General features: G+C 71.5%; 10 protein-coding genes and 2 pseudogenes. 8 read left to right on the plus strand and 4 right to left on the minus strand.

The window, feature by feature from the left end:
* The first annotated feature begins 72 nt into the window (after positions 1-72).
* Together IH13_RS0106705 and IH13_RS0106710 are read left to right on the plus strand one after the other, a co-directional pair.
* Positions 73-1,428, plus strand: coding sequence for an ammonium transporter (locus tag IH13_RS0106705; protein WP_031081898.1), 1,356 nt, complete (start codon positions 73-75; stop codon positions 1,426-1,428).
* Positions 1,429-1,503: 75 nt separating this feature from the next.
* Positions 1,504-2,145, plus strand: a complete 642-nt coding sequence (locus IH13_RS0106710) for a nucleoside/nucleotide kinase family protein (protein ID WP_031081900.1) — start codon at positions 1,504-1,506, stop codon at positions 2,143-2,145.
* A 116-nt stretch (positions 2,146-2,261) separates the two neighbouring features.
* Here the strand turns inward: IH13_RS0106710 and IH13_RS46025 are convergent.
* Together IH13_RS46025 and IH13_RS0106720 are read right to left on the minus strand one after the other, a co-directional pair.
* Positions 2,262-2,606 (minus strand): annotated as a pseudogene (locus tag IH13_RS46025) (MGMT family protein); the annotation flags it as partial.
* Between the two features lie 21 nt (positions 2,607-2,627).
* Positions 2,628-3,515 (minus strand): glycerophosphodiester phosphodiesterase, encoded by an 888-nt coding sequence (locus IH13_RS0106720; protein WP_031081902.1) that lies wholly within the window; start codon positions 3,513-3,515, stop codon positions 2,628-2,630.
* A gap of 215 nt (positions 3,516-3,730) precedes the next feature.
* On the opposite strand from IH13_RS0106720, the gene IH13_RS0106725 reads away from it, so the two are divergent.
* From IH13_RS0106725 to IH13_RS0106745, 5 genes and pseudogenes are all read left to right on the plus strand, one after another.
* The gene (locus IH13_RS0106725; protein WP_031081904.1) at positions 3,731-4,600 is read left to right on the plus strand and encodes an MHYT domain-containing protein; all 870 of its coding nucleotides are present in this window, start codon (positions 3,731-3,733) and stop codon (positions 4,598-4,600) included.
* A gap of 40 nt (positions 4,601-4,640) precedes the next feature.
* Positions 4,641-6,708 (plus strand): annotated as a pseudogene (gene uvrB, locus IH13_RS36875) (excinuclease ABC subunit UvrB).
* Between the two features lie 129 nt (positions 6,709-6,837).
* Complete coding sequence (locus tag IH13_RS0106735) at positions 6,838-7,416, plus strand: TerD family protein (RefSeq protein ID WP_014045286.1); 579 nt, start codon at positions 6,838-6,840, stop codon at positions 7,414-7,416.
* 125 nt (positions 7,417-7,541) lie between these two features.
* Positions 7,542-9,479: a TerD family protein gene (locus IH13_RS0106740; RefSeq protein WP_031081906.1), complete on the plus strand. Its 1,938-nt coding sequence runs from the start codon at positions 7,542-7,544 to the stop codon at positions 9,477-9,479.
* Between the two features lie 267 nt (positions 9,480-9,746).
* On the plus strand, positions 9,747-10,745 hold the full coding sequence (locus IH13_RS0106745) for a TerC family protein (RefSeq protein WP_031081908.1): 999 nt from the start codon (positions 9,747-9,749) through the stop codon (positions 10,743-10,745).
* 67 nt (positions 10,746-10,812) lie between these two features.
* Here IH13_RS0106745 and IH13_RS0106750 read toward each other — a convergent pair whose 3' ends face one another.
* Complete coding sequence (locus tag IH13_RS0106750; RefSeq protein WP_031081910.1) at positions 10,813-11,469, minus strand: MBL fold metallo-hydrolase; 657 nt, start codon at positions 11,467-11,469, stop codon at positions 10,813-10,815.
* Positions 11,470-11,479: 10 nt separating this feature from the next.
* Positions 11,480-12,169: a maleylpyruvate isomerase family mycothiol-dependent enzyme gene (locus tag IH13_RS0106755; RefSeq protein WP_031081918.1), complete on the minus strand. Its 690-nt coding sequence runs from the start codon at positions 12,167-12,169 to the stop codon at positions 11,480-11,482.
* A gap of 175 nt (positions 12,170-12,344) precedes the next feature.
* Here IH13_RS0106755 and uvrA point away from each other — a divergent pair, with 175 nt between their 5' ends.
* The gene (gene uvrA / locus IH13_RS0106760) at positions 12,345-15,374 is read left to right on the plus strand and encodes an excinuclease ABC subunit UvrA (RefSeq protein ID WP_031081920.1); all 3,030 of its coding nucleotides are present in this window, start codon (positions 12,345-12,347) and stop codon (positions 15,372-15,374) included.
* Positions 15,375-15,866: the final 492 nt, after the last annotated feature.

A 15,866-nucleotide genomic window follows, 5' to 3' on the forward strand; every position in this document is an offset into this window, starting at 1 on the left:
CGCCCCGGGTGCGCAAGCCGTGACGCCCCAGCCCACTCGCCCCCTCGACACCCTGAGCGAGGTATCCCGCCGATGAACATCGCCCCCGTGCCGATGCCACCCGCGTACGACTCCGGAGACACGGCCTGGCTGCTCGCCGCCACCGCCATGGTGCTGTTGATGACGCCGGGACTGGCGTTCTTCTACGGCGGCATGGTGCGCACCAAGCACATCCTGATGATGATCAAGATGAGCTTCGCCGCGCTCGCCTTCGGGACGCTGGTGTGGTGGGCGATCGGCTACACGCTGGCGTTCGGCACCGATGTGGGCGGTGCGGGGGTCATCGGCAACCTCGACCACGTCTTCATGCACGACATCGGGCTGACGACGCTGACCGGCCACATCCCCACGTACCTCTACAGCACCTTCCAGATGGGGTTCGCGATCATCACCGTCGCCCTGATCAGCGGCTCCATCGCCGACCGGGCCACCATGAGGGGGTGGCTGGTCTTCGTGGTCCTGTGGCTGCTGATCGTCTACGTCCCGCTCGCCCACTGGGTCTTCGACCAGGACGGGTGGATCGTGAAGCACCTCGGCGCCCTCGACTTCGCCGGTGGTCTGCCGGTGGAGCTCAACTCCGGGGTGGCGGGCCTGGCCGTGGCGCTGGTGCTGCGGGCACCGCGCGACTTCGCCCGGCGGGAGGAACGGCCGAACAACATCCCCCTCGTCGTCGTCGGCGCGGGACTCCTCTGGTTCGGCTGGTTCGGCTTCAACTCCGGTTCCGCGCTGAACGACCAGGGAACCGCGTCCGCGGCCTTCATCAACACGCAGCTGGGCGCCGCGGGTGCCATGGTGACCTGGCCCCTGGTGGAGAAGTGGCGCACCGGCAGGGTCACCACCATGGGCGTCGTCTCGTCCGCCGTCGCGGGGATGGTGGCCATCACGCCGGCCTGCGGTGAGATCGACACGCTCGGTGCGGTCGTCACCGGGCTGGTCGTCGGCGCGGTCAGCGCCTTCGCGATCACCCTCAAGTACCGCTTCGGTGTGGACGACACCCTCGACGTGGTGGGGGTGCACGGCGTCGGTGGTCTCATCGGGCTGATCATGGTCGGTCTGTTCGCCACCGCGCGGATCAGCGGCCAGAAGGGGCTCTTCGAGGGCGGCGGCTGGGCCCTGCTGGGCAAGCAGTTCGCGGCCATCGCCGCCGTGATCGTCTTCTCCTTCGTGCTGACCTGGCTCATCGCCAAGGCCGTCGACCTGACGGTCGGGTTCCGGGCGAAGGAGGAGTACGACAACGTCCCCGGGGAGGAAGAGGAGCGGGCTTACGACTTCCGGACCGCCGAGCGGCTCGACGACCTCGTGACCGGCACGTCCGGGGCCGCCGAGAGCGACGAGGAGCTCGTCCGGCAGATCACCCGGCTGCTGCGGAGACGTCAGGGCTCCCGCTGAGCGGGCCCGGGAGGCGGCACCCGGGAACCTCCGGGGCACCGGGAACCCAGGGCGCGAGCGGGCGATGATGGGCGGGTGCGATTCGAACCGATCACCTGGGAACGACTGGCCGAAGCCCTGGCCGACCACGTGGGCACCCTGGAACCGGCCGACGGCGGGACCCGGCTCAGGATCGGCGTCGACGGGCCCCCGGCCGCCCGCCCCGGCGTCCCGGCCGAGCAGATCGCGGAGGCCCTGCGGGCCCGCGGCAGGGCCGTACTCACCGTGTCCACCGAGGGCTTCCTGCGCCCGGCGAGCCTGCGCTTCGAGTACGGCAAGGAGGACCCCGACGCGTACGCCGACGGCTGGTTCGACACCGGGGCGCTGTGGCGCGAGGTGTTCCGGCCGCTGGAACCGGGCGGCAGCGGCCGGGTGCTGCCCGACCTCTGGGACCCCGTCACGGACCGGGCCACCCGCAGCGCCTACCGGGTGCTGCCCGAGGGCGGCGTACTGATCCTGCACGGTCCGCTGCTGCTCGGGCACTGGTTCCCGTTCGACCTCGGGATCCATCTGAACCTGTCGCCGGGGGCGCTGCGGCGGCGCACCGAGGAGGGCGAGCGGTGGACGCTGCCGGCCTTCGCCCGGTACGAGGACGAGGCGGCGCCCGCCGAACGCGCCGACGTGGTCGTACGGGCCGACGACCCGCGGCACCCGGCGTGGACCGGCGTCGGAGCGTAGGCCCCGGGTGCTCCGGGCGTCCGGCCGCCCGCCGGGGCGGTCGGAACGGGGCCGCGGAAGTAACCCATCGAGCGCCGGCCGCCGCCGCTCTCCACCACCCGGTGGCACGGCACCACCACCGGCAGCGGGTCGGACCGCATGGCCGCGCCCACCGCCCGGGCGGCCCCGGGCCGCCCCACCCGGACGGCGAGGCCGTCGTGGCCGACGACCGTGCCCCACGGAACGCCGGACGCCGGCTCGCGGAGCACCTGGCGGTCGAAGCCCGCGGCCGGCGACCGGTCCAGGCCCAGGACCAGGGCGGACTCCCGGAGCCCGCCCGCGCAGCAGGGGCGGGGTGGAGGACCACGGTCACCGGCCCCGTGCCGTCGCGGCGAGCAGGAGTGGACCGGCGCCGCTCGCCACGACCGACCGCACCACGCCCCGCTCGTCGTTCTCCACGAGGCCACCGCACGGTCCGGCACCGGCAGCGCGGCCGCGTTCCGTCAGCGGGTGGCGTCCCGGACGACGTCGGGGGCGTTGCTGATGATGCCGTCCACGCCGAAGCCCGCGACCTCGGACGCGTCCGCGGCGTCGTCGACCGTCCAGGTGTTGACCCGGAGCGGCTTTCCGTGGGCGCCCTTCAGCTTCTGCACCGCGGCGACGTAGTCGGCGTCGATCGTCGTGTACGCCGGATTGATCTGGTCCGTGAACGCCGCGTACGACGGCAGATCCGCCACCGCGGGGGTGCCCAGGAAGCCCGTGACGACGTCCGGACGCTGCGCGTGGACGGTCTTCACACTCTCCACACCGAAGCTCTGGACGACCAGCCGGTGCTCGACGTGCCGGCGGTCCAGCCACCCCTTCTGACGCAGCACCCGCAGGATCTCCTTCTCGATCCCCGGGTAGATCTCCGGGCTCTTGATCTCCAGGAGGAGGTTCTGGCGGTTGCGCTCGACACGGTCCAGGTACTGCTTGAACGTCGGCACCCGTGCGCCCGCGTACGCCGGGCCGAACCAGCTGCCCGCGTCCAGCCTGGCGATCTCCCGCGCGGTGAAGTCCTTCACCGCCCAGGGCGCGCGGTCGGGGAAGACCTGCTCCGCGTCGGTCGTCCGGGCCAGGGACGTGTCGTGCATGACGACGAGCACCCCGTCCCTGGTGCGCTGTACATCGTTCTCCACCCAGTCGATGCCCAGGTCGTCGGCGGCGTCCACGGCGGCCAGCGTGTTCTCCGGGGCGTACGCGGAGGCGCCGCGGTGGGCGTGGACGACCGGTCCGGGCGGTGCCTGCGCCGTCCGGACCTCCGTCGCCACGGCCGGTCCGGCGGGCAGCAGGGCGCCGCCGCAGAGCAGGGCGGTGACGGTGACGGAGGTGGTTGCGGTGCGTACGGACACGGGTACTCCTCGCATCGGGTTCGCGGTCCTGTCGAGGGTCGCACCCGCCGCCCAACGGGCGACAGGCCGGCGATGGCCGTGATGTGAACGGAATGTCAGGGTCCGGGCACCGGGAGGCGCGGACGACGGATAAAATGCCGTTCTTATGTTTGCTTGCCGGGCCTCGCCCTTTAGGGTCGCCCCCGAACCCGGGCCTCCGTGAAGGGCGTACCAGCATGCAGGGCACAGTTGACGGCTTCAGCTACGGCCTCGTGACGCCCGTCGCGGCGTTCCTCATGGCCTGTCTCGGCGCGGCCCTCGGCCTGCGCTGCACCATGCGGTCCCTGCACGCACGGGGCGGCGCGCGGGCGGGCTGGCTCACCCTCGGCGCCACCTCCATAGGGTCGGGCGTCTGGACGATGCACTTCGTCGCCATGCTCGGCTTCACCGTCGCCAAGACGCCGGTCGGGTACGACAGGGCGCTCACCTTCGCGGGCCTCGGCGTGGCGGTCGTGATGGTCGGAGTCGGCATCTTCATCGTCGGCTACCGCGGCGCGACCCGCATGGCCCTGGTCACCGGCGGCACGGTCACCGGCCTCGGCGTGGCGTCCATGCACTACCTCGGCATGGCCGGGGTGCTCTTCGAGGGGAGTTTCTCCTACGACACCCTCACCGTCTCGCTCTCCGTCGTCATCGCGGTCGTCGCGGCGACGGCCGCGCTGTGGGCCGCCGTCTCCGTCCACGGCTTCCTGCCCAGCCTCGGCGCGAGCGTGGTGATGGCCGTCGCCGTCAGCGGCATGCACTACACGGGGATGGCCGCGCTCCACGTCCACCTCGACCCGGCCGCCCTCCCGGCGGCCGGGGACGAGCCCGCCGCCCTGCTCCTGCCCATGCTGGTCGGCCCCGGCTGCTTCCTGCTGCTCGCCGGTGTCGTGGTGCTGGTCGATCCGCTGGTGGTGACGGGCGGCCGCCCGTCCGCCGCGGACCACCGGCACGGCCCCTCCCCGTACGGGGGCAGGACTGCCCTGGCCATCCCCGTGCAGCGCCGGCGCGCGCCCCGCGAGACCGCGTCCCAGGGCGGGCGCCGGCAGCCGCGGAGCCAGTGACACGACGCCGTTGTCAGTGGCGGGCCGTACCGTGGGAACCATGCGGCCTGTCTCTGAGATCGAACGTTCGGTGGCGCCCTTCGAGGTCGTCAGTCCCTATCGGCCCAGCGGTGACCAGCCCGCGGCCATCGCCGAGCTGGACCGGCGCATCCGTGCCGGCGAGAAGGACGTCGTGCTGCTCGGCGCGACCGGCACCGGGAAGTCGGCGACGACCGCCTGGATGATCGAGAAGCTCCAGCGCCCCACCCTCGTGATGGCGCCGAACAAGACGCTCGCCGCGCAGCTGGCCAACGAGTTCCGCGAGCTCCTCCCGAACAACGCCGTCGAGTACTTCGTCTCGTACTACGACTACTACCAGCCCGAGGCGTACGTCCCGCAGTCGGACACCTACATCGAGAAGGACTCCTCGATCAACGAGGAGGTCGAGCGGCTGCGCCACTCCGCCACGAACTCCCTGCTCACCCGGCGTGACGTGGTCGTGGTCGCCTCGGTCTCCTGCATCTACGGCCTCGGTACACCCCAGGAGTACGTGGACCGCATGGTCCAGCTCAAGGTCGGCGACGAGATCGACCGCGACCAGCTGCTGCGCCGCTTCGTCGAGATCCAGTACACCCGCAACGACCTGGCGTTCACCCGCGGCACCTTCCGGGTGCGCGGCGACACCATCGAGATCTTCCCGGTCTACGAGGAGCTCGCGGTCCGCATCGAGATGTTCGGCGACGAGATCGAGGCACTCTCCACGCTCCACCCGCTCACCGGCGAGGTCATCAGCGAGGACTCCTCCCTCCACGTCTTCCCGGCCAGCCACTACGTCGCGGGGCCCGAGCGCATGGAGAAGGCGATCGGCGGCATCGAGCGGGAGCTGGAGGAGCGCCTCGCCGAGCTGGAGAAGCAGGGCAAGATGCTGGAGGCCCAGCGGCTGCGGATGCGCACGACGTACGACATCGAGATGCTCCGGCAGATCGGCACCTGCTCCGGCGTCGAGAACTACTCGATGCACTTCGACGACCGCTCCCCGGGCACCGCGCCCAACACCCTCCTGGACTACTTCCCCGAGGACTTCCTCCTGGTCCTGGACGAGTCGCACGTCACGGTCCCGCAGATCGGCGCGATGTACGAAGGCGACGCCTCCCGCAAGCGGACCCTGGTCGACCACGGCTTCCGGCTGCCGTCCGCGCTGGACAACCGCCCGCTGAAGTGGGAGGAGTTCCTGCAGCGCATCGACCAGACGGTCTACCTCTCCGCCACTCCCGGCAAGTACGAGATGTCCCGGGGCGACGGCTACGTGGAGCAGATCATCCGCCCCACCGGGCTCGTCGACCCCGAAGTCGTCGTCAAGCCCACCGAGGGCCAGATCGACGACCTGGTGCACGAGATCCGCGAGCGCACCGAGAAGGACGAGCGCGTCCTGGTCACCACCCTCACCAAGAAGATGGCCGAGGACCTCACCGACTACTTCCTGGAGCTCGGCATCCAGGTCCGCTACCTCCACAGCGACGTCGACACCCTGCGCCGCATCGAGCTGCTGCGGGAGCTGCGCTCCGGCGAGTACGACGTCCTGGTCGGCATCAACCTGCTGCGCGAGGGCCTCGACCTGCCCGAGGTCTCCCTGGTCGCCATCCTCGACGCCGACAAGCAGGGCTTCCTGCGGTCCGGCACCTCGCTGATCCAGACCATCGGCCGCGCGGCGCGCAACGTCTCGGGCCAGGTCCACATGTACGCCGACCAGGTCACGCCGGCGATGGCCCAGGCCATCGACGAGACCAACCGGCGCCGCGAGAAGCAGATCGCGTACAACACCGAGCGCGGGGTCGACCCGCAGCCGCTCCGCAAGAAGATCAACGACATCGTCGCGTCCATCGCCCGCGAGGAGGTCGACACCGAGCAGCTGCTCGGCACCGGCTACCGCCAGACCAAGGGCGTCAAGACGCCCGTCCCCACCCTCGGGGGCAAGACCGTGCCGGGCGGTGGGGCCACGGCCCGGGACAAGGCCAAGGGGGAGCCGAGATGTGTATAAGAGACAGTTCGAGGTGGCCGCGCGACTGCGCGACGAGGTCGGCGAGCTGAAGAAGGAACTGCGGCAGATGAGGGAGGCGGGACTCGCCTGACCTGTGGGAACCCGCATGTTGCAGGACCGACACAAAAACGGCCTATCCCTGCTGTCCGCCTCCGGTGACTGCGTAGGGTGCGGGGAAACCACACCGACGGGTGCGGGGCAAGCGGAGAGGGGACAGCGCGTGACGGTCAACATGACCAAGGGCCAGGCCATCAGCCTGCAGAAGAGCGACGGGGGGACCCTGACCGCGGTACGGATGGGGCTCGGCTGGCAGGCGGCCCCGCGCCGCGGGCTGTTCGGGTCGCGCACCCGGGAGATCGACCTGGACGCCTCCGCGGTGCTGTTCGCCGACAAGCAGCCCGTGGACGTCGTGTTCTTCCGCCACCTCACCAGCGACGACGGCTCGGTCAAGCACACCGGTGACAACCTGGTCGGCGGCGCCGGTTCGGGCGGCGACGACGAGGCGATCCTCGTCGACCTCCAGCGGGTCCCGGTCCACATCGACCAGATCGTCTTCACGGTGAACTCCTTCACCGGCCAGACGTTCCAGGAGGTGCAGAACGCCTTCTGCCGCATCGTCGACGAGACCAACGGCCAGGAGCTGGCCCGCTACACGCTGGACGGCGGCGGCCAGTACACCGCCCAGATCATGGCCAAGGTGCACCGCGCGGGCAACGGCTGGCAGATGACCGCCCTGGGCAACCCGGCCAACGGCCGGACCTTCCAGGACCTGATGCCGGCGATCCTGCCCCACCTGTAGGGCCGGGCGGGGCCGGGCGCCACCCGGTCCGCCCTTGTCTGTGCACGAGCAGCTCCCGGAGGCGTCCGCCGCCGGGAGCTGCGCCCATGGCCGGGCACCACACCGAACGTCGAGGGGACAGGGCGATGACGGCCGAACTGGTCCGGGGGCAGAATCTCACCTTGCCCCGGACCCGCCTGGAGATCAGGGTGTCGGCGGGCTCGCCCGTCCTGGCCGGGGCCACGCTCGGGGACGAGCAGGGCACGGTCCGCGGCCCCGAGTGGGTGGCCCACCCCGGTGCGCCCCGGCTGCCCGGCCTGGAGGTGTCCCGGCAGGCGGCGGCCGCCCATCGGCTCGCCGTGGACCTCGACGCCCTGCCCGACGCGGTCCACCGCGTCACCGTGTTCCTGGCGCTCCCCACCGGTACCGGGCGGCCCGTCAGGTTCGGCGCGGTCGCCGCGCCGTTCGTCGCGGTCACCGGCCTCGACGGCACCGAGGCGGCCACCTTCACCCTCACCGGACTGGACGCCGAGTCGGCGGTGACCGCCCTGGAGCTCTACCGCCGCCAGGGCGCGTGGAAGGTGCGGGCGGTCGGCCAGGGATACGCGACGGGGCTCGCCGGCATGCTCGCCGACCAGGGGCTCGGCCCGGCGGCGGAGCTGGCCGCGTCGATCCACGAGGCCGTGGCCTCCGGGCTCGCCCGCTCGGTGTCGCCCCCGCCGCCCCGGGCCCCGGCCGACGAGCGCGTCCGCCACCCCGCCGTACCCGCGACCCCGCCTCCGGACGGGGGACAGCCGGCCGCCCCCGCGGGGCCCGGGCCGCTCGACGACCGGGACGCGACGCCGGCTGCCGGCGCCCCGGGTGCCGCGGCCGGGGGGCCCATCGACTACGTGCACCCGCGCCGCCGGAGCACCGCGCCGCCCCCGCCTCCACCCACCGCCCCGTCCGCCGCCCCGGGACAGCCCGCGCAGCCGGTCGCCGGCGACGCCACCGGCTGGTCCATGGACGAGCGCCTGTACAACCAGATCTGGGGCATGTTCGAGGACCTGGCCCGCGCCGTCGCCGCCTACCGCAGCGCCGTCGACTTCGCCGAGTCCCGGATGGACCAGGAGATCGACCGGGCCCTCGCCGATCCGCGCAACCGCATCGGCGGCGCGGGCGACCGGGCACGCGAGGGGGCCCGCGCCAAGTGCGGGGAGCTGACCGCCCGGGCGCGTGAGGCCCTGGACCGGGACCTGGCCCAGCTCGCCGCCGAATCGGCCGTGGTGGAACCCGCGCTCCCCGCCCCGTACGCCGGCTGGGACAACCCCGTCTGGCACGGATACCGGGTGCCGATGGAGTCCCCCATGGCGCTGCGCGTCGGCGACCTCCACCTGCCCGAGCGGACCGGTCTGCGCATTCCCCTGCTGGTCAGGCTGCCCCTGGAGCGCGGGCTCTGGATCGACAGCGGGCACAGGGCCTCCGAGGGCGGCGAGACGCTGCGCCGGCCGGCCCTGGAGACCGCCGTCGCCCTCGCCGCACGGCTGCTCGCGGTCCACCCCGCGAACGACTTCTCGGTGCACGTCATCGACCCCGCCGGTTCCGCCGTCACCGCTCTCGCGCCGCTGACGGCCGCCGGGGTCCTGGCCGCACCGCCCGCCGTCGGTCCCGGGGGAGTGAGCGAGGTCCTCGCCCGGCTCACCCGTCGCGTCGACCTGGTGCAGATGGCCGTCAGGGCCGGCGCGACGGACTCGCTGCCGCCGGATCTGGACCCGGGCGAGCAGCTGCTCATCGTCAACGACTTCCCGCACGGCTTCGACGACCGGGCCGTCACCCAGTTGCGCTACCTCGCCGACGAGGGGCCCTCGGTGGGCGTGCACCTGATGATGGTGGCCGATCGCGAGGACGCCCGCGCCTACGGCCCCGTCCTCGACCCGCTCTGGCGCTCCCTGCTGCGGCTCACCCCCGTCGCCGACGACCATCTCGCCGACCCGTGGGTCGGCCACGCCTGGACCTACGAGCCGTCCCGGGTGCCCGAGGGCAGCCGCGTCCTGGCGCAGGTGCTGGCGCTGGTGGCCGAGGCCCGCCGGGCGGACCCCCGCTGAGCGGGGCCCCACCCCCTCCGCCTCTGTGAGTAAAGCAGCTGTGACCAGGGGCTTTGGTTAGTTTTTGCCCATCACTTTACCTTCTCTTGGTGTTTCCTGTACTGTTCTTCGAGCGGAGGGGAGTACTCCCGATCGCGGCGTTCCCGTCAGTACGGACTGTGACCGGTCCCGGGGCGTCGGCCCGGCGCGCAGCCCGCGTCCTGGGTGGAAGAGACCTCCGGCAGCGACGACGCTGAACCAGAGCCGTAGCGAACTGCCGGAGGCGCAGTGGACGTTTCATGGACCCTCTGGGCGCTGACCATTCTCGGTCTGATCGCCCTCATCTCCGTCGACTTCTTCATCGGGCGCAAACCCCATGACGTGTCGACCAAGGAAGCCGGAATCTGGACCGTGGTCTGGATCGCGCTGGCCGTGCTCTTCGGACTGGGACTGCTGGTCTTCGGGGAGAGCCAGGCGTCGGGCGAGTTCTTCGCCGGCTTCATCACCGAGAAGTCGCTGAGTGTCGACAACCTCTTCGTCTTCGTCCTGATCATGGCGAAGTTCTCGGTGCCGTCCCACCTCCAGCAGCGGGTGCTGCTGATCGGTGTGCTGATCGCCCTGGTGCTGAGGGCGGTCTTCATCGCGGCCGGCGCGGCCGTCATCGCCAACTTCTCGTGGGTCTTCTACATCTTCGGCGCGTTCCTGATCTTCACCGCCTGGAAGCTGATCCAGGAGGCGCGGGCCGACGAGGAGGACGAGGAGTTCGAGGAGAACCGCCTCCTGAAGTCGATCGAGCACCGCTTCGGCGTCGCCGACCGGTACCACGGCACCAGGCTCTTCATCCGCAACAACGGCAAGCGCGTCCTGACCCCGCTGATGGTGGTCATGCTCGCCATCGGCACCACGGACGTGCTGTTCGCGCTGGACTCCATCCCGGCGATCTTCGGCCTGACCCAGGACCCGTACATCGTCTTCACCGCCAACGCCTTCGCCCTGATGGGGCTGCGCCAGCTGTACTTCCTCATCGGCGGGCTGCTGAAGAAGCTGGTCCACCTCAGCTACGGGCTCTCGGTGATCCTCGGCTTCATCGGCGTCAAGCTGGTGCTGCACGCGCTGCACGAGTCCGGGGTGCACGTCCCCGAGATCTCCATCCCGTTCTCCCTCTCCGTCATCTGCGGCGTCCTGGTGATCACCACGGTCACCAGCCTGATCGCCACCAGGAGGAAGGCGGCTGCCGAGTCCGCCGAGGCGGACGAGGAGAGCGAGGGCGTCGGCGCCGAGAAGTAACCGGCGGCTGCCGGGGGCGGCTACGGACACGGCGGCGGCCCTTCGGGGCACCGGCCGCCGCCGTCGTTCACCAGCCGCGCTCGCGCCACTCCGGCAGCCGCGGGCGTTCGGCGCCCAGCGTGGTGTCGCCGCCGTGGCCGGGGTAGACCCAGGTCTCGTCCGGCAGCGGACCGAAGAGCTTGGTCTCCACGTCGTGGAGCAGGCTCGCGAACGCCTCCGGGTCCTGATGCGTGTTGCCCACGCCGCCGGGGAAGAGGCAGTCCCCGGTGAAGAGGTGCGGGGCCCCGTGCGGGTCGTCGTAGACCAGGGCGATGGAGCCCGGGGTGTGTCCCGTCAGGTGGCGGGCGGTCAGCCGGACCTGGCCCACCAGGAGCGTGTCGCCGTCGTCGACGAGGACGTCCGTCGGGACCGGGATCCCCTCGGCGTCGTACCTCCCGGCCACGGTGCGCGCCCCGGTGGCGGCCACCACCTCGGCCAGGGCCTGCCAGTGGTCGGGGTGCCGGTGCGTGGTGACCACGGAGGCGACGCCGTCCTCGCCGACCAGTCTCAGCAGTGTCCCGGCCTCGGCCGCCGCGTCGATCAGGAGCTGCTCGCCGGTGGCCCGGCAGCGCAGCAGGTAGGCGTTGTTGTCCATCCGTCCGACGGCGACCTTGGAGATCATCAGATCCGTCAGCTCGTGCACGTCCGCCGGGCCGCCGACCTTGACCGTTCCGCTGTACGTCATGGGCCGCAGCCTATAGCGGGGGCAGCGCGGGGAGGCTGCCGCCTTCCACGGTGAGTCCGGAGCCGTCGCGCCGTCCGCAGAGCCACCCGAGGATGTCCGTGGCCGTACCCCGTACGGCGACCGGCGTGCCCTCGGCGCCGCCGCCCGTGGTCCAGCTCCTGCCGTCCCCGGTCGTCGCCGTCGTGGCGGCCACCCGGGGGTGACCGGCGAAGCGCTCCGCCAGGAAGTCGTTCTCCCGGGAGACGAACTCCTCCGGCAGGTCCTCCAGCTCGTAGCCGATCCCGAGGTCGACGTGGTGCAGCTCGACCTCGACGAGCCGGCGGAAGGGGATGCGCCGTGCCTGGTCCGTCACACCGTTGCGCAGGGTGACCGTGCGCGCCCAGTCGGTGGACCCGGCGGCTGCCGTCAGGAAGGCCGCGGCGCTTTCCCGCAGGTCGGCGACGTGTGCCTCCAGGGGGCGGGGGGCGTCCCGCTCGATGTCGGCGTCACGGGTTTCGCTGCTCGCGTACATCGGGCGTCCGCGGAGAACATTTACGAGCGCGTCGGCGTTACGTGACAGGTGGGCCAGCACGTGGCCGCGGCTCCAGCCCGGCAGACGTGACGGCTCCCCGAGCGTGGCGTCGCCCCATGCGGCCGTGGCGCCGAGCAGCCGATCGGTCGCTCCACGTACTGCTTCCAGGTCGTGCGCAGGATCGATCATGGACCGAGCGTAGCCTCCGACACTCGATCGGGTGAAGGTGTCCGCGGTCGACCGTAAATCGAATGCGCGTGCTATACGCTCGAAGTCGAAAGCTTCGTACATCGCTGTGGCGCCGCCCATAACCTGGGGCAGGGGCTCAGTTCCCCGCTTCTCTCGAAGAAAGGTGCGGACCGGCGTGGCCGACCGTCTCATCGTCCGTGGCGCGCGCGAGCACAATCTGAAGAACGTCTCGCTCGACCTCCCCCGTGACTCCCTCATCGTCTTCACCGGGCTCTCCGGGTCGGGCAAGTCCTCTCTCGCGTTCGACACGATCTTCGCCGAGGGCCAGCGGCGCTACGTGGAGTCCCTCTCCTCGTACGCCCGGCAGTTCCTCGGCCAGATGGACAAGCCGGACGTGGACTTCATCGAAGGTCTGTCGCCCGCCGTCTCCATCGACCAGAAGTCGACCTCGCGCAACCCGCGCTCGACGGTCGGCACCATCACCGAGGTCTACGACTACCTCCGGCTGCTCTTCGCCCGCATCGGCAAGCCGCACTGCCCGGAGTGCGGCCGGCCGATCTCCCGGCAGTCGCCGCAGGCCATCGTCGACAAGGTGCTCGGACTGCCCGAGGGCAGCCGGTTCCAGGTGCTCTCCCCGCTGGTGCGCGAGCGCAAGGGCGAGTTCGTCGACCTCTTCGCCGACCTCCAGACCAAGGGGTTCAGCCGGGCCCGGGTGGACGGCGAGACGATCCAGCTGTCCGAGCCGCCCCAGCTGAAGAAGCAGGAGAAGCACACCATCGAGGTGGTCGTCGACCGCCTCACGGTGAAGGACAGTGCCAAGCGCCGTCTCACCGACTCGGTCGAGACCGCGCTCGGTCTCTCCGGCGGCATGGTCGTCCTGGACTTCGTCGACCTTCCCGACGACGACCCCGAGCGTGAGCGGATGTACTCCGAGCACCTCTACTGCCCGTACGACGACCTGTCCTTCGAGGAGCTGGAGCCCCGCTCCTTCTCCTTCAACTCGCCCTTCGGCGCCTGCCCCGAGTGCACCGGGATCGGCACGCGCATGGAGGTCGATGCCGAGCTGGTCGTCCCCGACGAGGAGAAGTCCCTCGACGAGGGGGCGATCCACCCCTGGTCGCACGGGCACACCAAGGAGTACTTCGGGCGCCAGATCAGCGCGCTCGCCGACGCCCTCGGCTTCCGTACGGACATCCCGTGGGCCGGGCTGCCGCAGCGCGCCAAGAAGGCGCTGCTGTACGGCCACAAGATCCAGACCGAGGTCCGCTACCGCAACCGGTACGGGCGCGAGCGCGCCTACACCACCCCGTCCTTCGAGGGCGCCGTCCAGTTCGTCAAGCGGCGCCACTCCGAGGCCGAGAGCGACTCCAGCAGGGAGCGCTTCGAGGGGTACATGCGCGAGGTGCCCTGCCCGTCCTGCGAGGGCACCCGGCTCAAGCCGATCGTGCTCGCGGTCACGGTGATGGAGAAGTCCATCGCCGAGGTCGCCGCGATGTCGATCAGCGAGTGCGCCGAGTTCCTGGGCCGGCTCAAGCTGAACGCCCGTGACAAGAAGATCGCCGAGAGGGTCCTCAAGGAGGTCAACGAGCGGCTCCGCTTCCTCGTCGACGTCGGCCTCGACTACCTCTCACTGAACCGCGCGGCCGGCACCCTGTCCGGCGGCGAGGCCCAGCGCATCCGGCTCGCCACCCAGATCGGCTCCGGACTCGTCGGCGTCCTGTACGTGCTGGACGAGCCGTCCATCGGCCTGCACCAGCGGGACAACCACCGGCTGATCGAGACCCTGGTGCGGCTGAGGGACATGGGCAACACGCTCATCGTGGTCGAGCACGACGAGGACACCATCAAGGTCGCCGACTGGGTCGTGGACATCGGCCCCGGCGCCGGTGAGCACGGCGGCAAGGTGGTCCACTCCGGCTCCCTCGAGGAGCTGCTGACCAACGAAGAGTCGCTCACCGGGCAGTACCTCGCCGGCAAGCGGACCATCGCGGTGCCGGACCTCCGGCGCCCGGTCGACCCGAAGCGGCTGCTCACCGTGCACGGCGCCCGGGAGAACAACCTCCAGGACATCGACGTCTCCTTCCCGCTGGGCGTCCTCACGGCCGTCACCGGCGTCTCGGGATCGGGTAAGTCGACCCTGGTCAACGACATCCTGTACACCCACCTGGCGCGCGAGCTCAACGGCGCGAAGTCGGTGCCGGGCCGGCACACCCGGGTCGACGGGGACGACCTCGTCGACAAGGTCGTCCACGTCGACCAGTCACCGATCGGCCGCACGCCCAGGTCCAACCCGGCCACGTACACCGGTGTCTTCGACCACATCCGCAGGCTCTTCGCCGAGACGATGGAGGCGAAGGTGCGTGGCTACATGCCGGGCCGCTTCTCCTTCAACGTCAAGGGCGGGCGCTGCGAGAACTGCTCCGGCGACGGCACCATCAAGATCGAGATGAACTTCCTGCCCGACGTGTACGTCCCGTGCGAGGTCTGCCACGGAGCGCGCTACAACCGGGAGACGCTGGAGGTCCACTACAAGGGGAAGTCCATCGCCGAGGTGCTGGACATGCCGATCGAGGAGGGCCTGGAGTTCTTCGAGGCCGTCCCGACGATCGCCCGCCACCTGCGCACACTCAACGAGGTGGGCCTCGGGTACGTCAGGCTGGGCCAGTCCGCGCCGACGCTCTCCGGCGGTGAGGCGCAGCGCGTGAAGCTGGCGAGCGAGCTGCAGAAGCGCTCCACCGGGCGCACGGTGTACGTCCTGGACGAGCCGACGACCGGTCTGCACTTCGAGGACATCAGCAAGCTCATCACGGTGCTGTCGGGCCTGGTGGACAAGGGCAACACGGTGATCGTCATCGAGCACAACCTCGATGTCGTCAAGACCGCCGACTGGGTCGTCGACATGGGCCCCGAAGGGGGCAACGGCGGTGGCCTGGTCGTCGCCGAGGGCACTCCGGAGGAGGTCGCCTCGGTGCCGGGCAGCCACACCGGGAAGTTCCTCCAGGACGTCCTGGGGGCGGACCGGATCGCGGCCGGCACCTCGGCCCCGGCCGCCGCGCGTAAGCCGGCCCGGAAGGCGGCCGCCAAGAAGACGGTCGCGGCCAGGACGGCACCGGCCCGCAAGACCGCGACGGCCCGGACGAAGAAGGCGGCGGCGACTGCCGAGCAGTCGGCCGCCAAGAAGCCGGCCCGCTCGCGCAAGGCCTGACGCGGAAGCTCTGACGCGCGAGGCCTGACCGGCCCGCGCGGAGCCGCCCCCGCGCCGACCCGCCCGCCCCGTTTCGGCGGCGGGGCGGGGCGGGGCCTCGCCGGGCTCCGGGCGGCGACGACCACGGACAACGGCCTCGCGGGCCGTGCTGAGTCGGGCGGGCTTCGTCGAGTGCGGTGGGCCACCCTGAGCGGACTTCCCGGACTGCGCTGCTTCCAGGTCCTCGGCGAGGCAGACGGTGACGGCTGAGACGGCCGCACGGCACACACCGGGCTGCGCGTCCCCGCGCCGTCCCGCCCGGCCGGGGCGGCGCCTCGCCGAGGCGCCGGCGGCGGCTGGGGCGCGCGCCCGGCCGGGGGTCCGAACCCCGGCTGGCCGCGCGCCGGGCCGGGGACCCGGGCTCCCGTGGTGTACCCCGGCCCGTACCGGCCCCCCGCCGGCCCGAACCGCCCCCCGCCACGCCGGGGGCGGCCCGTACCGGCCACTCCCCGG

The organism is Streptomyces sp. NRRL WC-3549 (assembly GCF_000721935.1).
Lineage (GTDB): Bacteria > Actinomycetota > Actinomycetes > Streptomycetales > Streptomycetaceae > Streptomyces.